Raw genomic sequence first — 18,580 nt, 5'->3', positions numbered from 1 at the left:
AGCAAAAAACCTTGTCTTTTTGGACAAGGTTTTTACTTACCATTAATTAATGGCTTCCTTTATGAACAGGGTCATTTGGAATAATAGCAGGAATGATGAAAATTAAAATAGTTGTAACAACAGATAAAATTGTGCCGGTTTTAAAATTGAAGTCTACTCCAATCATCGAGCCTACAACATATGTAAGCATTTGCACTAATAAAAAGGTCCAGAAAGCGGTCCAAAAATACTTCACCGATAATCACCTCGTTCCCTTACAATCAATATTATATTACCACATATAAAAATAGTAGAAAATAATATTTCCATGTATTTTTTGCAGATCAGATAATTCTTCCCTTCAATGTAATTTTCAAAAGTCCTTCTCAGGTACGAAAATAATAGAAAATGGGCAATATCCCTCTCTCATATAAAGAACATACATACATTAATATGAGTATTTCCCAAAAAGGAGTTCAACTACTGATGGAACGCATATTTGAAATGGATGGACAATGGAATATCATCTATTACCCAAGCAAGCCAAGCGGATTTTCTGTGCTTGTTATTGGCGATCGAACCCATTATGTCAACAGCAGCGGAGCGTTTTGGTCCACACATCCTGGAAGGCTGCAAATTGTTCACCATTTAAAGACGCAAGGATATACACTGTATTCGTCCAACCTGTATGGAGCTAATTGGGGAAGTCCCAAGGCTTCCTATTTGGCTCTGCGCTTATATCACATAATAATGAAAAACGAAATTTTAAACGAAAAGATTCATATCCTGGCAGAGGGGATGGGAGCATTAACAGCTTTAAAACTAATTGAACTTTTGGAGGAGCGCGTACGATCAGCCGTTTTTTTAAATCCTCTTCTTTCCTTAAGAGATTGCCTGAGGAAAGAACAGCAAAACAAGGTTTTTTATAAAAAATGGATACAAGAAGCGGCTTTTGCATACGGGATGAAAGCCAAGGAAATGGAAGAGATGATACTTGATACGAATAGTATCGAATGGCGGGGAACCGTCCCATTAAGAATTATTCATATTATAGGAGGAGGGGAAACTGCATCCTCCCTGATCTATAAAATGATGGAACAGACTTCTTTAAAAAATGGCGTGAATTTTGAAATCCAATATTTAATGCCTGAAAAACGGTATAAGATAGCTTCGGAAGCATGCGGGTTTTTCAGAAAATACGAAAACACTCTATAAATTACGGATAAAAGCATTACTTGACGCATACCATACTGCAAAGCATAAGACAGGAAGGTAAGATTCATTAAAAATATACAGGGGGAACGGCGAGGAGGTTTTTACAATGGCCGATGCGATTGTAATTGGTGCTTATGAGTTTCTCGGCTTTCATGTCAGTAAACATCTGCTGGAGGATGGACTGGAAGTAATCGGTACAACCCTGGATGGAAGCATGGGAGAAGAGTATGAAGGAAAAATGCTGGAAATAGGCCGCAATGCAAATTTTTGTTATCAGAAGCAAGCGGAGATGCTTGATTCAATATCTGAGAATACTGTCATTTACTTTTTTGTGTATGATTATCTAAAGAAAGGCAATAATCCAACTGATGTTTATGCGGAAATACAAAAACTTGCACAGAAATGGAAGGCTTTACAGGTAAAGCAGCCTCGGATTCTATTTTTCTGGCCTCTAAATAAGGATGAATCAGGAGAACAGGGTTCCTCCATGCTGGAGATATACAGTAACTTTGAGATAATGCTGGATAAATGGATATTTTTGCCAACTATATATGGACCTTGGCAGCCTGAGAGTATGTCATTTGAAGCAGGAATAAGAGGGAAGTCTGAACATGAAGTGGCTCAAGCATTAAATAAAGAATATACTGAGGATGCCGTCTATATAACTGATTTCCTTAACGAATTAAAGGAAATCTTAGATTCCCCGGAAAAGAGAATAATAGTGAAAAGTCTTAAAAAGGACCAATGGATTAACTGCGCCAAACAGCTGTTCAATGAAAAGCAGCTTTCCAGTGTAAGCACAACCTGTAAGAATCAGATAAAAAGGGAGGATATAAGCTATATACTTAGAAATAAAACCTCGCCAAAAGAAGGAATATGGATCCAGAGGGAACACCGTAGGCTTCAGGATACCTAACGCAGAAAGCAAGTTTCAATAAAATACCTTTTTAATCTGCGAAGGAGTTTAGGGGGGGTCTTTTTGCCTATTTTTTGAAAGGTAAACGATTTCCTGTTATCCTATTTCAAGGACGGGTTCATTTATTGAAGGAGTTGCGAAAAATGTTTAAGAATACGGTCTCGGTTCTCATTGTGTTTATTATGATGCTTACCGGCTGTGCAAAACCGCTAAACAGCGGGAAACTTGAAAAAGTGGGACTTCTAGTGCCTGAAACGATCCATGATCAAGTATGGGGAACAAAAGGCTATAAAGGCTTGCTGAAAATTCAAGAAGAATTTGGAATTGATGTTTTTTATAAGGAAGGAATGGTTTCTAATATAATCGTAGAACAGGCTGTGAAAGACTTTGATGAAAAAGGCGTCAACTTGATTATTGGGCATGGGAATGATTATACAGAAATTTTTAATGAGCTGGCAAGTGAATATAAGAATATCCATTTTGTCACCTTTAACGGAGATGCAAGGGAACGGAATACCACTAGCCTTAGCTTTGAATCGAACGCGATGGGCTTTTTCGGCGGAATGGTCGCAGCGAAAATGTCTAAATCAAAGAAAGTCGGTGTAATTGCAGCATTTGAGTGGCAGCCGGAGGTTGAAGGCTTTTACGAAGGGGCAAAGTTCCAGGATGATGATGTTGAAGTTGATATCCAATATGTGAACAACTGGGACCATTCTGAAAAGGCGCTCCTGCTTCTCGAGAAGATGCTGGAAAACGGGGCGGATGTAGTTTATCCGGCCGGCGATGGTTTTAACGTGCCTGTCATTGAAAAAATAAAGGAAAAAGGCTTGTATGCAATCGGCTTTGTTTCAGATCAGAAGGATCTTGGAGAAACAACTGTTTTAACAAGTACTGTGCAGCATGTGGACATTCTTTACGAATTGGCCGCCCAAAAGTTTAATGACGGAGAATTAAAATCAGGAAATTTGTATTTTGATTTTCAGGATGGTGTAATATCTATGGGGGATTATAGCCCTGTTGTAGATAAAGCCTTTCAAAAGCAAATGGACAACCATATCAAAAGGTATATAAAAACGGGCAAACTGCCAAATGAATGAAGGAGCGATACTAATGAACCAGGATAAAACGATGGAGTTTATGACGATTGCAATGAAATACTTTCCTGAGGCAAAAGCAAAAATGGACGAAGCTGGCATTGAATTTTCTATGGAAATGATGCAGCCATTCCTCGAGCTGTTCCAAAAGGTAATGACTGAAGCTTATGAGCTTGGTAAACAGGATGCATTAAAAGAAGAATAGTTATCTTATAAAAAACCTTGCCAGCTGGAACGGGCAAGGTTTTTTGATTGATTTACAAAGCCTGGATGAAGTTCTACTTACTTTTTTAGAAAACGGTTAATCATCGGGTTGAACTTTTTAATTACAGGTTTAAATTCCGAATAAGTATTCATAATTGTATCTACATGCTCCATTAGCTCCATATAATTAATATTTGAAATCAAGCTTTGGATATCCGATTCTTTCTTACCTGCCCTTCTGCTGCCGAACATCATTTGGCTGAGCCGGTCTTGGTGTCTATTGTCATTCTTGCCGCTAAAAAAAACCACTCTGCAACACTCCCAAATCTATTTTTTACTAGAATATGACAGCATGGATGAAGTTGAGCAGGCACTTGTCCTTCTTCGATAGTTGAGATTAAAGTATTGCATGAAAGTGTAAATTTAGGTAAAATTAGTACCAAGTCATAATAATTGATAATAATTCGGTTTGTTTATTTTAATTATAAAGGGGTTGCCTAAAATGAATGCTGGAGTTTGGGGCATGGGCCGGTATTTGCCTGAGAAAGTTGTAACCAACGCAGATCTTGAAAAAGTAATGGATACTTCCGACGAATGGATAAGAACAAGGACTGGAATTGAAGAACGCCGAATTGCCGGCGACGAAATGGATACTTCTGATTTGGCATACCAAGCTGCGTTAAAGGCGATTGAGAATGCAAAAATAGACGCGGAAGATATCGATATGATTCTCGTCGCTACTGTAACACCAGATCAGCCATTTCCATCAATGGCCTGCGTTCTCCAGGAAAAACTGGGTGCGAAAAAAGCAGCCGCCATGGACATCAGCGCCGCATGCGCCGGTTTTATGTATGGTATGGTAACCGGAGGACAATTTATCCAGTCTGGTGCGTATAAAACCGTCCTGGTTATTGGTGTAGAAAAGCTATCTAAAATCACTGATTGGAATGACCGCAACACAGCCGTTCTGTTTGGTGACGGTGCCGGTGCAGCCATAATGGGGCCAGTTTCGGATGGAAAAGGAATCCTGTCTTTTGAGCTGGGTTCAGATGGTTCAGGCGGAAACCATTTATACCACAAGGATCACTTGAAGATGAATGGCAGAGAAGTTTATAAATTTGCTGTCCGTCAAATGGGTGAATCCTGCATAAATGTCCTGAAAAAGGCAGACTTAAAGAAAGAAGACGTAGATCTCCTTGTTCCCCATCAGGCCAATATTAGGATCATGGAAGCATCTCGGGAACGTCTGGAGCTGCCTGCTGAAAAAATGTCAAAGACTATCCACAAATATGGAAACACATCTGCAGCCTCTATTCCGATTGCCTTAGTAGAGGAATTGGAAGCGGGCAAGATTAAAGATAATGATTTAATCGTTATGGTCGGCTTCGGGGCAGGCCTGACTTGGGGTGCAATTGCACTAAGATGGGGTAAATAATTATTTCGTACATTAAAAGCGAACGAAAGGAAGAAGGGAATAATGAATAACCGTCGAGTAGTAGTTACAGGAATTGGATCAGTTACTCCTTTAGGAAATGATGCGGAAACAACCTGGGCCGCCATTATTGAAGGAAAATCGGGTGTCGGGCCGCTTACAAGGCTAAATAAGGATGAATATCCTGCAAAAGTGGCAGCAGAGCTAAAAGACTTTGATATAGAAAAGTATATTGACCGTAAGGATGCCCGTAAGATGGATCGGTTCACGCATTATGCGGTAGCCGCTTCCATGATGGCTGTTAAGGATGCAAATCTGGAGATTAGCGATGAGAATTCTGATCGGGTTGGAGTATGGATCGGTTCAGGGATTGGCGGCATGGAAACATTTGAAAATCAATATGAGATCTTCCTCAATCGCGGCTACAAGCGTGTAAGCCCCTTCTTTGTTCCGATGATCATACCTGATATGGCAACGGGACAGGTATCGATCATGCTTGGTGCTCGCGGAGTCAACTCTTGTACGGTTACGGCATGTGCCACTGGAACAAATTCAATTGGTGATGCATTTAAGGTTATTCAGCGCGGAGATGCAGATGTAATGGTTAGCGGCGGTGCTGAAGCCCCTATCACAAAAATGTCTGTAGCAGGTTTCTGTGCAAATACGGCCCTTTCAACCAATCCGGATCCAGAAACAGCAAGCCGCCCATTTGACAAGAACCGCGATGGTTTTGTTATCGGGGAAGGTGCGGGTATTGTTGTGCTTGAGGAATTGGAGCATGCATTAAACCGCGGTGCAAAAATTTATGCTGAAATCGTGGGCTACGGTGCTACCGGGGACGCGTATCACATCACCGCCCCAGCCCCTGAAGGCGAAGGCGGAGCAAGAGCAATGCAGATGGCTTTAAATGATGCAGGGATGAAGCCAGAAGATATTCAATATGTCAATGCTCACGGAACCAGCACGCCTTACAACGATAAATTTGAAACACTTGCAGTCAAGAAAGTGTTCGGCGATCATGCTTACAATATGGGCATGAGCTCAACCAAGTCAATGACAGGACACCTGCTTGGGGCTGCTGGCGGTGTGGAAGCTATTTTTACTCTTCAGGCAATGCGGGACGGTATTATGCCCCCAACTATTAACCTAGTGGAAGCAGATCCTGATTGCGACCTGGATTATGTTCCTAATGAAGCCCGCAAAGGCAAGATTACTGGAGCCATGAGTAATTCCCTTGGTTTTGGAGGACACAATGCCACGATAGTATTTAAAAAGTTTGAATAAACAATTCCACAAAAAGCCTTTTCACTTCCAAGCTGGGAGCGATAAGGCTTTTTTTCTGTGGTAAAGGGGTGACATCTGCACCGATTGTTCGGAATAAGAAAACCTAATTAAATAAAATGTAAAATCACCTAAAACTCCGCTCACCCTGACTCTAGTATGTAAGCAGTGCTAACTGCTTACATGCATGGGTTGGCAGTGTAGCCTTTATAACAATCATTGCTCATTTCAGGAGCTCTTTTTTCCAAATGTGCATATAATAGACCACTTATAAAAATGGGGTGTGTAAATGGCTGTAATTAACACTTTTGAGTGGCTGGAAAGAAAAGAAGTAAGCCAAAAGGATATCTGCAGCTATTTTCAGGAGCTGCTTAATGAGGAAAATCCAAGAAGGCTATATTCCCATTTAAGAAATCATGGGATGTATATTGAACAACAGGGCATGAAAAGACAGCTGGAAGGGTTGATGAAACGGAATGTTTGGGAGTTGGCAGCCAAATTTCTTCATTCATACCAGTCAACATGGAAGGGACCTGATATTCCGGTTCTAATTTTTCCTTTACAGCCAAAAGGAATTTTTAGCAGAAGAATGGAAAATAAATCAGGATTAGCCTTTCGCGATAAACTATTCCTCTTTCTAAATCCGTCCATTTCAGATAAAGAGCTGGAAGCTCTGTTCGTCCATGAATATCACCATGTTTGCCGGTTAAACACATTCAAAAAGAATGAAGAAGATTATACTTTACTTGATGCAATGGTGATGGAAGGGCTGGCAGAGCAAGCTGTGAAAGAACATGTGGGTCCGGAATATCTGGCAAAATGGACTTCCTTATACAATGAAAAAACAATCCGGAAACTTTATGAACCTTATTTGAAAAATAATCTTCATGTTAAAAATAATGATCCATTACATGACGAACTGCTTTATGGTACAAACGGCAAACCTATCATGCTGGGATACTGCACAGGCTATACGATTGTAAATTGCAACAAGGAGATCAAGAATCTAGATTCTTTCCGTTCGATGTCAAAGGTTTATCTAAATGAATTTTTAAAGCATGCTCAGCCTGATAAATGACTGGGAATAAGGTCGGCCATTTAGAAGCGTAAAACTGCCAAGTCACATAATTAAGGTTCTCTTTCATATAGTATATGTGAGCAGAAAGCATACTTTGGAAAGCAATATTGAAGTTTTTGGCCATTTAGCTGTTTTTTACTGATTCAATTGAAGAAATCGCATTATTAAATGTGCCATGGTTAGTAAATATAGGAATAAAATTAGCCTGTCCTGCCTATACTGATGGACAAACAGTTATATGTTAGTGAGGGGTTAAATGATGCTATATCTCCATGATGTCTGGGTTAATTGGTTTGAAGGAGAAGAAAATGGTTATAATGTATGCCACTTTCATGAATGGAGAAAGGAAGACGGCATTGAACTGCTTGACCAGGTTCCGCTTGTATACGTTTCGTCTCCTTTATTTAACTACATTGAAAATGATTTGCTTGAATTGCCGGAAAAGCTACTGAATGATGTTTACCAAAAGGCATATTCCAGAAAAAATCATGAACGGACACAGTTAGATTATTGCTTTGTTGTAACAGATGGCGTCGGTATATTAGCAGTGGATACTATTGGCTATCATATCCCTATCCGTAAAAGCAGGCTTATTCCGCGTCAGGAACAGCTGGTTTATGAAATGGTCGAAAACCATCCGCTGGCGGACTACGAATTCTCTGAAGACTCGACAGCTGGAAAAGAATATCACATTTTATCGCCATCACCTGAATTTATGAACGGCCTTACACGTAAGGAACGACAGCTGAAGCAGCTCCTGTTTATGGCGCTCGATGGGTTGTTGACTTCAAAAAATGCAGCAGAAATCCGCTATTGGTATACGGAATGGTCACCTGAAAAATATGCTTATATTCAGGATCTTGATTTCGAACAGGCTTGGAAAGAACTTTACGATAAGGCTAAAGAGGGCTGGTCAGGGAAACATATCCAGCTTTGTGAAAACCTTGTAAAAGGGCAGCCATTTTTTGAAAAGCTGTGGGAAATGGAAGTCGGAGACAGTACTTCTACGTTATAACTGACATGAACGGTGCTTGATTGGATAAAAATTAAAGGCAGAGTATAAATAGAGAGGTGCCCCGCAATCGGGCATCTCTTTTCCTTTGCGGCTAAATAAAAAAACGGCGGAATGAACTGGATTTCGTCGGATAAAATTAAGATTTGGAAAGATATTGAGGATTTCGGATAAAAAACATGATGGAACGGTGAACACCATATTGGGGAAGCACAGTAATTTAGTGAGGTATATTTTTGGATAGATTATCGGCCCTTACGGCAAGATTAACTTGAGGGCACATCTGACTTTATTGCTCAGGCAAATTATACGCAAGAAAAAAAGGAATGGGTGTAAGCCTCATTCCTTTTCATCGGGCATATTATCTTTTTCTTCCTAAACCGACCGCATTCATCATTTTTCGGACCATTTTATTAGCCTCTGCGTTCGCTCTGTCAGCACCGCGGTCAAGGATTTCGTCAAGCTCAGCTGAATCAAGAAACCTGTAATACCGTTCCTGGATTGGAGTAATTTCGTCCAGTACCACCTGGGCTAACCCAGCCTTAAAATCACCATATCCTTTTCCTTCGTATTCCGTTTCAAGCTCTTCTATTGTCTTGCCGCTAAAAATTGAATAAATCGAGAGCAGGTTGGATACACCAGGCTTATTTTCTTTATCATACTTTACAATGCCCTCTGAATCGGTTACCGCACTTTTTATTTTCTTTTCGATCTGCTTTGGATCATCCAAAAGTGTAATGAAGGATTTTAGGTTTGGATCGCTTTTGCTCATTTTTTTTGTCGGTTCCTGCAGCGACATAACCCTTGCACCATATTTAGGCAGGCGAATATCGGGAATTGTAAAGATATCGTTGTATTTTTTATTGAATCTTTCTGCCAGGTCCCTTGTGAGCTCCATATGCTGCTTTTGGTCTTCGCCGACAGGGACAACATCAGTCTGATATAGAAGAATGTCCGCTGCCATTAAAGGAGGATAGGTCAGCAAACCGGAGGATACTCCATCCTTGCCCGCTGATTTATCTTTAAACTGAGTCATTCGTTCGAGTTCGCCGATATAGGAATTGCATTGCATTATCCAGCCTGCCTGAGCATGGGCTGGCACCTCTGATTGAATAAAGATCGTTGCTTTTTCAGGATCAATTCCAATTGCAAGATACAAAGCTGCAAGGCTGCGGATATTTCTCCTAAGCTCTAGCCTGTCTTGTGGAACAGTGATGGCATGCTGGTCTACGATGCAGAAAAAGCAATCATATTCATGCTGAAGGTCAATAAATTGTTTCATAGCTCCTATGTAATTACCTAAAGTTACAGAGCCTGTAGGCTGAATGCCTGAAAAAGTCCGTTTCAACTGTAAGTCACTCTCCAATGCGTTCATATGAATTTGATTATTGCCTGCCATATCATTTTAAAACATTAATGAAGGAAGGCTCCACTGCTAATAATTTTTCACTTTTTTCCATTATGCTTGGCGCCTGATCATAAATAATAGATAAACAGGGCGACCAGCATGATGGCCAGAAGTGACAAACCAACTAAAAATGTCCCTGCGTACTCGAATCCTATAAGGCTGGAAAGAAGAGGGATGTCTTCTTCATCAAGATCACCGCCAATTTTTTGCGGGCCAAAAACCTTCCTGAAGCTATAGAACATTGCATCAAAGAATCCTTTTCGGACAACTAAGGTCAACAGAGAGAATAACAGTAAGGCCCCTGAAATGTAAAAAAGAATATCGATGAAGTAAAGCAATGAAATACTTTTGTACAGAAGTAATGAAGCAGCTAATGCTAAGGCAATCATAATCCCTGTCCACTTGGCGATTTTTATCAATATGGATAACCTCTCTTATTGATAATTTTTGACATCTTTTGCTATTATGAAAAGTAGTATACAGAAAAAAAGAGAGAAAATACAGTCCCTGTCTCTATTTGCTATATAAGAATAGGATTTTATGGAATTTAGTGGTATGTGGATTAGTGAAAACATGAACATTCAATATTTCGGAATGGTAAATATTTGATTGGGACTGTAACGCCCTAAAGCGTGAAATTACTGAGTAAAAAGGGTTTTTGTAAAAAAAACAGACAGCTTTTTTGCAGAAATTACAGGAATTCGTTACAATTTCGTAAACTTTTTTAAAAAAGTTTATGTACAAATTTCTGAAAACTTGTATAATAGTCCTTGTAGTTATTTTTTTAAAAAAGAAGGGGTGTCTGAATTTGAAAAAGTCAAAATTTTCTTTGCTTTTGATTCTCACACTTGTTTTCAGCTTATTCCTTGCTGCATGTAGCGGAGATAAGACTAGTAAAACGAATGAGAGTAAAGGCGAAGGCGGAAATGCTGGCGAAACTGCTAGTGATGTACCTCAGGAAATTAAAGTATTTGATTCTTCTGAAATTCCAACAATGGATACTTCACTTGCTGAAGGATCTACAAGTTTCACTTACATAAACAACGTAGGTGAGGGTCTGTACCGTCTAGACCAGGATAACAAGCCGGTTCCTGCTCTTTCTGATGGAGAACCTACTATCAGCGAAGACCAAACTGTATTTACTTTTAAATTAAGAGATTCTAAGTGGTCTAATGGTGAGCCAGTTACTGCTCATGATTTCGTTTATGCATGGCAGCGTGCGATCGATCCGAAAACTGCTTCTCCTTATGGCCCATATATGATGGGTGGAAAAATTAAAGGTGCGCAGGCAATCACTGATGCAGCTTCTGCTGAGCCGCCAAAGCCTTACGATGTTAAATCTTTAGCTGTAGTAGCAAAAGACGATAAAACACTTGAAGTAACTTTTGAACAGCCAATCCCATACTGGGCCGACTTGTTCGCATTCCCTACTTTCTATCCGATCAACGAAAAGTTCGTGAAAGAAAAAGGCGATGCATACGCGACTAATAAAGACAACCTTCTTTACAACGGACCATTTGTTATGACTGACTGGGATGGCCCATCAGATACTGAGTGGGTTCTTGAGAAGAACGAAAACTATTGGGATAAAGACACAGTTAAACTAGCTAAGATGACTTTTAACTCAGTAAAAGATCCTGCTTCTGCTGTAAACGCATTTGAAGCTGGTGAAGTTGATATTACAGGTAAGCTTTCTTCTGACCTTGTACAGCAATACCAAGGCGACGACCGTTTGGTTAACGAATTGGAAAAAACAGTTTTCTGGTTGAAAATGAACCAAACTGGCGGTAAAAAATCTGGAGACAGCGAAGGAAATAAAGCATTCAAAAACGTTAATATCCGTAAAGCAATCGCACAAGGCTTTGACAAAGAAGCATTTGTTGCAAGCGTATTGAACAATGGTTCCCTGCCTGCTAACTACCAAATGCCAAAAGAATTCGTTACTGATCCTGCAAGCGGAAAAGACTGGCGCGAAGTGAACGGCGAATTCCTTAAGTATGATGTGGAAGCTGCTAAAGCTTCATGGGAAAAAGGTTTGAAAGAGCTTGGGCTTAAAGAACTTACAGTTCGTTTCCTTGGAGATGACACAGAAAACGCTAAGAAAACAGCTGAATACTTCAAGAACCAATTGGAAAAGAACCTTCCTGGTTTGACACTAAAGGTTGAAAGTGTTCCTTTCGCAGTACGCCTAGAGCGTGACAATGCACAAGATTATGATATTCAAGTTGCTGGATGGGGTCCTGACTTCCGCGATCCAATGACATTCTCTGACTTGTTTATTACTGGCGGCGGAAGCAACAGAATGGGCTACTCTAACCCAGAATATGATAAGCTAATCAAAACTGCACTTACTCAACTTGGCGGAAAGCCTGAAGAGTACTACAAATCATTAATGCAAGCTGAAAAGATCCTTCTTGAGCAAGATGCAGCAATCGCACCAATTTACCAGCGTAATAGCGCTATCCTTCAAGCTCCAAAAGTTAAGGATGTAGCTTCTTACGACTACGGTCCAGACTATTGCTACAAGTGGACTACAGTTGCTGGTGAGTAATAAAAAGACAGTTTTCTTTTCTAAATAGTTAATAGTTTAGAAGATGAAAAGAGAGTATATATCTTGATATACTCTCTTTTTCCCTGTAAAAGAAACTGTCAAACTTTTTAAAAATTTTTAGGAGGTGGGCAGTATGATAAGATATTTGCTAAAACGGCTTCTCTATATGATCGTTACCTTATTTGTCATTGCTTCTTTAACGTTCTTCCTCATGAAGCTAATCCCCGGAACGCCGTTTGCCAGTGCAAATAAACTTAGCCCTGCGCAGCTGGCAATTATGAAAGCAAAGTACGGCCTGGATGAACCTGTTGCCGTTCAATATGTAAAATATTTGGGGAACCTTGTCCAGGGTGACCTAGGTATTGCCTTTCAATTTGGAAATACACCTGTAAGTGATTTGCTTGCCAATCGTATAGGACCATCAATCCATCTGGGCCTTCAGGCGATGATCATTGGTTCGATTATCGGTATGGTCCTTGGGGTTCTTGCCGCTTTAAAGCAGAATACATGGGTGGATTACGGTTCGACATTCCTTGCTGTAATCGGGAAGGCCATCCCTAACTTTGTATTTGCTGGTTTGCTGCAATTCTTCGTGGCCGTTAAATTAGGATGGTTCCCTGTTCTCTTTTGGAAGGGACCAGAGTACACTGTTCTGCCAACGATTGCATTAATGATGTTCCCAATAGCGATTGCGGCCCGTTTTATGAGGACTGAGATGATTGAAATCTTAGGTTCCGACTATATCACGCTGGCCAGAGCAAAGGGTGCGAGCTATTTTGATATTGCATTTAAACATGCATTGAGAAATGCTCTTATCCCTCTCGTAACAGTACTGGGCCCATTAACGGCTTCCATGATGACCGGTTCACTCGTTGTTGAGAGAATTTTTGCCATACCCGGAATCGGGGAACAATTCGTTAAATCCATTGCGGTTAACGATTATAATGTCATTATGGGGACAAACCTGTTTTTTGCTGCATTATTTGTCATTATCATTTTGATCGTCGATATTTTATATGGAGTCATTGATCCGCGTATCAGGCTTGCAGGAGGTAAAAAGTAATGGCAACGAATCTGGAAAAACTACCAAAAGAAAAATTCGCACCCGCCATTATTGACTCTTCCAAAAGCGAAGAGATCAACAAGCCCAGCCTGAACTTCTGGCAGGATGCCTGGATGCGCGTGCGCAAAAATAAAGCAGCCGTAGTCAGCCTTGTGGTTATGGTCCTGTTAATCATTATGGCCTTTGTCGGTCCGCTTATCAGCGGCAAGGAATATGACACGCAGAATGTAACCCATGCCAACCTTCCGCCAAAGATTCCGGGACTGGAAAATGTTAGCTGGCTGCCATTTGACGGAGAAAAGACGATGCCAAACGGCAATGTTGTCCATCCATATGAAGATAGAAAAGTAAAAGAATATTATTGGTTTGGTACAGATCCTCTGGGCCGCGACCTATTTACCCGTCTTTGGAAGGGTACTCAGGTTTCCTTATATATTGCTTTTTTGGCAGCAACCATCGATATGATCATCGGTGTAGCCTATGGTGCGATTTCCGGGTATTTCGGAGGCCGTCTGGATAATGTGATGCAGCGGATTACCGAAGTTCTGATCGGGATTCCGACACTGGTAGTCGTAATACTTATGATCCTTGTACTCGAACCGGGGATTATTTCTATAACAATTGCTATGTCAATTACCGGCTGGGTGGGGATGTCCCGTGTTGTTCGTGCCCAGACACTTAAACTGAGAGAACAAGAATTTGTTCTCGCTTCCAAGACGCTAGGGAACTCAGACTCGAGAATTATCTTTAAGCATCTTTTGCCCAACCTAGCAGGTGTAATCATCATCAATACGATGTTTACGATTCCAAACGCCATTTTCTTCGAGGCCTTTTTGAGCTTTATCGGTTTAGGACTTCAGCCTCCTAATGCATCACTCGGAACACTCATTGAGGAAGGATACAAAGTATTGCGTTTGCATCCGCATGAAATGATCATTCCAGCCATTGTTATCAGTATTATCATGGTAGCATTCAATATGCTTGCGGACGGATTACGGGATGCTCTGGATCCGAAAATGCGAGATTAAGAGGGTAGGTGGATTTTGTGGAAAAGATTTTAGAAGTGAAAGATTTAAATATCTCCTTTCATACATTTGCAGGAGAAGTACAAGCTATCCGAGGTGTGGACTTTGATTTATTCAAAGGGGAAACACTTGCGATTGTAGGAGAATCCGGTTCAGGAAAATCCGTTACAACTAAGTCCATCATGAGGCTTTTGCCACCGGGGAACTCAGAGATAAAAAAAGGTCAAATGATGTTTGACGGAAAAGATTTAGCCAAGTTAAGCGATAAGCAGATGCAAAAAATCCGAGGGAAAGATATTTCCATGATTTTTCAGGATCCAATGACATCTCTTAACCCTACTATTAAAATCGGTAAACAAATAATGGAACCAATTGTAAGGCATCAAAACATGAGTAAATCAGGTGCTAAAGAAAGAGCAATTGAATTGCTTCGACTCGTTGGGATTCCCCAGCCAGAAAAGCGCTTTGAGCAGTACCCGCATCAATTTTCCGGCGGTATGAGACAAAGGGTTGTTATTGCCATTGCTCTTGCCTGTAATCCAAAAATATTGATTGCAGATGAACCGACAACGGCACTTGATGTTACCATTCAAGCCCAAATTCTTGAATTGATGAAGGATTTGCAGAAGAAAATTGATACATCCATTATTTTTATTACACATGATCTAGGGGTAGTAGCGAATGTGGCAGACAGGGTTGCGGTAATGTATGGCGGTAAAATCGTTGAAATCGGAACTGTTGATGAAATCTTCTATAACCCGCAGCATCCATATACTTGGGGATTGATCAGCTCAATGCCAAGTCTTGATGCGAAAGACGAGGAGCTGTATGCGATTCCGGGTACACCGCCAAATCTGCTGCATCCACCAAAAGGCGATGCGTTTGCACCGAGAAATCAATATGCAATGCAAATCGACCTTGAAGAACAGCCGCCAATGTTTAAAGTGTCGGATACACACTATGCTGCAACATGGCTGCTGCATCCGGATGCTCCAAAGGTAGAGCCGCCTGAAGCTGTCAGAAGAAGACAGAGACAGTTCCCTGTGGGCAAGGAGGTTAAATAATATGGTACAAAAAGAAAAGCTGCTGGAAATCAAAAATCTGAAGCAATATTTTAATGTAGGAAAGCCTTCTATGGTTAAGGCTGTTGATGATATATCATTTGATATTTATAAAGGGGAAACCCTTGGTCTGGTTGGAGAATCTGGCTGCGGTAAATCAACGACTGGCCGCACGATTATCCGTCTTTACAACGCAACAGACGGAGAAGTTAATTTTAATGGTGAAAATGTACATGGCAAGAAATCAAAAAGCCAGCTAAAAGAATTTAACCGAAAAATGCAAATGATTTTCCAGGATCCATATGCATCATTGAACCCTCGGATGAAAGTATCCGATGTCATTGCAGAAGGGATTGATATACACGGCCTTGCCAAATCCCCTCAAGACCGAATGGAACGCGTATACAACCTGCTGGAAACAGTAGGATTAAATAGAGAACATGCGAACCGCTATCCACATGAATTCTCTGGAGGACAGCGCCAGCGTATCGGTATTGCACGTGCCCTTGCGGTACAGCCTGAATTTATCATTGCCGATGAACCCATTTCTGCCTTGGACGTTTCCATTCAGGCACAGGTAGTTAACCTGATGAAGCAGCTTCAAAAGGAAAAAGGGCTGACTTATTTATTTATCGCCCATGACCTTTCCATGGTTAAGTACATTAGTGACCGAATTGGCGTTATGTATTTCGGTAAATTGGTTGAATTGACAACAAGTGATGAATTATATGAGAGACCTATGCATCCATATACTCAATCACTCCTTTCAGCAATTCCTCTTCCGGATCCGGAAAGTGAACGGACAAGAAAAAGAGTTTCCTATAATCCTAGCGTACACAACTATACTGAAAGTGATAACGTGGAAATGCGCGAAATTACGCCAGGGCACTTTGTGCTTTGTTCAGAAAAAGAAGCCCAGCAGCTTAAGAAGCAATACGCGAAATAATAAAAAACGACCTCTGATATAGGAGGTCGTTTTTCTTTGAAAAGTGACGGAGCTGCGCCGATAGTTCGGCATCGAAAAATCTGATTAAAAATGTAAACTCACTTTGGAAGCTTATCGTTTGACTACCTCCCAGACAGCCCTTATTGAGGGCTAACTGCCTTATTATTACCCTATTTGAGTTGGAGTATTAAACACAGGATTGCAACCTGAAAGTAAAAAAATTTTTAATTCATTAAAATTTTTAGCTGTTTTTTTAAAAGTATTTCTATAGTCCGATCTTTAAATATATTGTTTGCGGCGGGTATATTCATTTATCATTAAGGGTAGATACATAGCAGTGTATTGGCTGGTTGTCAGGCGGCAGGACAAGCCAGTAGTATAGAAGAATATGAGAAACATAATGGGAGGACACCGGAATGCACTGTGTAAAAAAGTGGGCTGCTTTTGGACTGGCAGCATCCAGTTTGCTGTTGGGGACTGCATTGCCTGTTCAGGCAGAGGAAATGCTTAAGAATTCAAAACACGGGCAAAAACAAATGGCTTTAGCAGCGAAAACTTTACCCGAAATCATCCCGCGGTTTAAATATGATTCAGGCTTTACCTTTAAGTACCCTGATGCGGTAAGAGGGATTTATGTTACGGGGCATTCTGCGGGAGGCAGCAAATTTGCCAAGCTTGTCGATTATATAGGGAAGAACGATTTGAATGCAATGGTTATAGACGTTAAAGATGATTGGGGAAATATTACATATAAGCCGGAGGATCCAAAGTCTCCTTATGCTGGAATTGGCAAGAATTATATTAAAAAGCCGAGTGAGATGCTTAAAACGCTTGAGCAAAAGCAAATATACCCTATAGCAAGGGTAGTTGTGTTTAAAGACACTTACCTTGCGAATGCCAAGCCGGAATGGTCTTATAAAGAGGGGAGCAAGGTATGGGTTAATGGCAGGGGAGAATCCTTTGTTAACCCATTTCTGAAAGAGGTTTGGGATTACAATGTAGGGATAGCAATAGAGGCAGCTAAAATGGGCTTCCAGGAGATACAATTTGACTATGTCCGTTTCCCAGAGGGGTTTGAAAAACGGGATAAAACTTTGGGATACAGCATGGGTAATTATGCCAGCATAAAAATGGATAACACCCAAAAACGCGTAAAAGCTGTAACTGATTTCGTAGGATATGCCCGTGAAAAACTAAAGCCATATGGAGTAAAATTGTCTGTAGACATATTTGGCTATACAGCCACATTGCCAGAAGCGCCAGGGATCGGACAAAATTTCTCAAAGATTTCTGAAAATGTTGATATTATTTCTTCGATGATCTATCCAAGCCACTGGACATCCTACTTTGGTATTGCCAAGCCTGATTTAGAGCCGTATAAACTCGTACAGGCTTATGCTAAGCTGGAAAAGCAAAAGCTTTCTAAGCTAAAGACACCCCCAATTTCCCGCCCATGGCTTCAGGATTTTACTGCAAGCTATCTGGGCAGCGGCAATTATAAGAAGTATGGAAAAGCGGAAGTGGAGGCGCAAATTAAGGCCTTGAATGAAAACGGTATAAAGGAATATCTTCTGTGGAATGCTTCAAATAAGTACACCGAAAATGTTGATTACACTCCATAATCTTTATAAGAAAAGAAACCCTCGATGAAGGGTTTCTTTTCCTGTAGGTTCTATTATGTATATACGGCTATTTTTTCTTTCCTCCAACGTTTTTCCATCCAGTTTGGACACGCTCGGACGGCTCAGTAAATTCCGTGTATTTTTTGCCGCCAAACAGCTTTTCGCCAATTCCGTTCGTTACAACTCCCATAACAGCAGTTATACCGATAATAAGCAGGGCTACCATTGTTACATCCGCAATATATCCAGTCACCATTAATCCCCCTTTAGTGCAAACGCACCATAGACTAATAAAAATTCCCATATATATTCATTTTATTAAAAATAAATCTGGAAGGAAAGTGAAACTTTTTCATCAGAATAGAGGAATTTTAAAATGAAAAGAGAATTGATATTAAAGATTAAGTTTACGGGTTTACACAGTATGGATTTGGGTATATAAAGAAAGTCAGGAATAGCAGATCAGAATAGGAATGTATTGTACATGTAAATGAGAAAGTTAGGCAGTAATTTTCAATTGAAATTCTTTATGAAAAATGTGTTATATAAATTTCCCTTTAGTTGTTATTGTCGGCTTAATGCTTGATTTTACTGGTGTTTTTACATTTTTTAAAAAGGGTATTCATTATTGGAAATTTGGTGTATAATAATAATAGAAATTCCTTATTTAAATTAATTTCAAAGTAAGATGGA

The 18,580-nt window shown here is 40.4% G+C and carries 19 protein-coding genes; 14 read left to right on the top strand and 5 right to left on the bottom strand.

All coding sequences use genetic code 11. The annotated features are described in order from the left end of the window. Positions 1–46 precede the first annotated feature (46 nt). Positions 47–235 (bottom strand): YjzD family protein, encoded by a 189-nt coding sequence (locus tag CVD28_RS22435; protein ID WP_101596877.1) that lies wholly within the window; start codon positions 233–235, stop codon positions 47–49. 230 nt (positions 236–465) lie between these two features. Here CVD28_RS22435 and CVD28_RS22430 point away from each other — a divergent pair, with 230 nt between their 5' ends. The 4 genes from CVD28_RS22430 to CVD28_RS22415 all read left to right on the top strand — a co-directional run bounded on the left by CVD28_RS22430 (position 466) and on the right by CVD28_RS22415 (position 3,409). Next, the gene (locus CVD28_RS22430; protein WP_101596875.1) at positions 466–1,194 is read left to right on the top strand and encodes a hydrolase; all 729 of its coding nucleotides are present in this window, start codon (positions 466–468) and stop codon (positions 1,192–1,194) included. Positions 1,195–1,300: 106 nt separating this feature from the next. Next, on the top strand, positions 1,301–2,110 hold the full coding sequence (locus CVD28_RS22425) for a hypothetical protein (protein WP_101596872.1): 810 nt from the start codon (positions 1,301–1,303) through the stop codon (positions 2,108–2,110). Between the two features lie 143 nt (positions 2,111–2,253). Next, positions 2,254–3,207 (top strand): BMP family ABC transporter substrate-binding protein, encoded by a 954-nt coding sequence (locus tag CVD28_RS22420; protein WP_101596870.1) that lies wholly within the window; start codon positions 2,254–2,256, stop codon positions 3,205–3,207. A gap of 13 nt (positions 3,208–3,220) precedes the next feature. After that, positions 3,221–3,409, top strand: a complete 189-nt coding sequence (locus CVD28_RS22415; protein ID WP_101596868.1) for a ComZ family protein — start codon at positions 3,221–3,223, stop codon at positions 3,407–3,409. Between the two features lie 77 nt (positions 3,410–3,486). Here the strand turns inward: CVD28_RS22415 and CVD28_RS22410 are convergent, their stop codons facing one another. Then, positions 3,487–3,717: a hypothetical protein gene (locus CVD28_RS22410; protein ID WP_101596865.1), complete on the bottom strand. Its 231-nt coding sequence runs from the start codon at positions 3,715–3,717 to the stop codon at positions 3,487–3,489. A 193-nt stretch (positions 3,718–3,910) separates the two neighbouring features. Here CVD28_RS22410 and CVD28_RS22405 point away from each other — a divergent pair, with 193 nt between their 5' ends. The 4 genes from CVD28_RS22405 to CVD28_RS22390 all read left to right on the top strand — a co-directional run bounded on the left by CVD28_RS22405 (position 3,911) and on the right by CVD28_RS22390 (position 8,214). Then, on the top strand, positions 3,911–4,843 hold the full coding sequence (locus CVD28_RS22405) for a beta-ketoacyl-ACP synthase III (RefSeq protein ID WP_101596863.1): 933 nt from the start codon (positions 3,911–3,913) through the stop codon (positions 4,841–4,843). A gap of 42 nt (positions 4,844–4,885) precedes the next feature. Next, a complete protein-coding gene (gene fabF / locus CVD28_RS22400; RefSeq protein ID WP_101596860.1) occupies positions 4,886–6,124 on the top strand; it encodes a beta-ketoacyl-ACP synthase II in 1,239 nt (412 codons plus the stop codon). Between the two features lie 286 nt (positions 6,125–6,410). Continuing rightward, on the top strand, positions 6,411–7,199 hold the full coding sequence (locus CVD28_RS22395; RefSeq protein WP_101596858.1) for a DUF2268 domain-containing protein: 789 nt from the start codon (positions 6,411–6,413) through the stop codon (positions 7,197–7,199). A 259-nt stretch (positions 7,200–7,458) separates the two neighbouring features. Beyond that, positions 7,459–8,214 (top strand): YjbA family protein, encoded by a 756-nt coding sequence (locus CVD28_RS22390; protein WP_101596856.1) that lies wholly within the window; start codon positions 7,459–7,461, stop codon positions 8,212–8,214. 358 nt (positions 8,215–8,572) lie between these two features. Here the strand turns inward: CVD28_RS22390 and trpS are convergent, their stop codons facing one another. Beyond that, positions 8,573–9,559, bottom strand: coding sequence for a tryptophan--tRNA ligase (gene trpS / locus CVD28_RS22385; RefSeq protein ID WP_101596853.1), 987 nt, complete (start codon positions 9,557–9,559; stop codon positions 8,573–8,575). 128 nt (positions 9,560–9,687) lie between these two features. Continuing rightward, complete coding sequence (locus CVD28_RS22380; protein ID WP_101596851.1) at positions 9,688–10,038, bottom strand: DUF3899 domain-containing protein; 351 nt, start codon at positions 10,036–10,038, stop codon at positions 9,688–9,690. A 389-nt stretch (positions 10,039–10,427) separates the two neighbouring features. On the opposite strand from CVD28_RS22380, the gene CVD28_RS22375 reads away from it, so the two are divergent. The 6 genes from CVD28_RS22375 to CVD28_RS22350 all read left to right on the top strand — a co-directional run bounded on the left by CVD28_RS22375 (position 10,428) and on the right by CVD28_RS22350 (position 17,887). Beyond that, positions 10,428–12,170 (top strand): peptide ABC transporter substrate-binding protein, encoded by a 1,743-nt coding sequence (locus CVD28_RS22375; protein WP_101596848.1) that lies wholly within the window; start codon positions 10,428–10,430, stop codon positions 12,168–12,170. 133 nt (positions 12,171–12,303) lie between these two features. Further along, on the top strand, positions 12,304–13,233 hold the full coding sequence (gene opp3b, locus CVD28_RS22370) for an oligopeptide ABC transporter permease (RefSeq protein ID WP_101596845.1): 930 nt from the start codon (positions 12,304–12,306) through the stop codon (positions 13,231–13,233). Then, positions 13,233–14,261: an oligopeptide ABC transporter permease gene (gene opp3C, locus CVD28_RS22365; protein ID WP_101596843.1), complete on the top strand. Its 1,029-nt coding sequence runs from the start codon at positions 13,233–13,235 to the stop codon at positions 14,259–14,261. Before opp3b ends, opp3C begins: the two co-directional genes overlap by 1 nt. Positions 14,262–14,278: 17 nt before the next feature. Further along, a complete protein-coding gene (locus CVD28_RS22360) occupies positions 14,279–15,322 on the top strand; it encodes an ABC transporter ATP-binding protein (RefSeq protein WP_101596841.1) in 1,044 nt (347 codons plus the stop codon). Between the two features lies 1 nt (position 15,323). Then, positions 15,324–16,265, top strand: a complete 942-nt coding sequence (locus tag CVD28_RS22355; protein ID WP_101596838.1) for an ABC transporter ATP-binding protein — start codon at positions 15,324–15,326, stop codon at positions 16,263–16,265. Positions 16,266–16,681: 416 nt separating this feature from the next. After that, positions 16,682–17,887: a putative glycoside hydrolase gene (locus CVD28_RS22350; protein ID WP_101596836.1), complete on the top strand. Its 1,206-nt coding sequence runs from the start codon at positions 16,682–16,684 to the stop codon at positions 17,885–17,887. Positions 17,888–17,954: 67 nt separating this feature from the next. Here the strand turns inward: CVD28_RS22350 and CVD28_RS22345 are convergent, their stop codons facing one another. Then, positions 17,955–18,143 (bottom strand): hypothetical protein, encoded by a 189-nt coding sequence (locus CVD28_RS22345; protein ID WP_374702562.1) that lies wholly within the window; start codon positions 18,141–18,143, stop codon positions 17,955–17,957. Positions 18,144–18,580: the final 437 nt, after the last annotated feature.

This window comes from Bacillus sp. M6-12 (assembly GCF_002860285.1).
In the GTDB taxonomy this organism is placed as follows: domain Bacteria; phylum Bacillota; class Bacilli; order Bacillales; family DSM-1321; genus Peribacillus.
The sequence above is the reverse complement of the archived record's forward strand: the minus strand, read 5'-3'. Positions and strand labels throughout refer to the sequence as shown.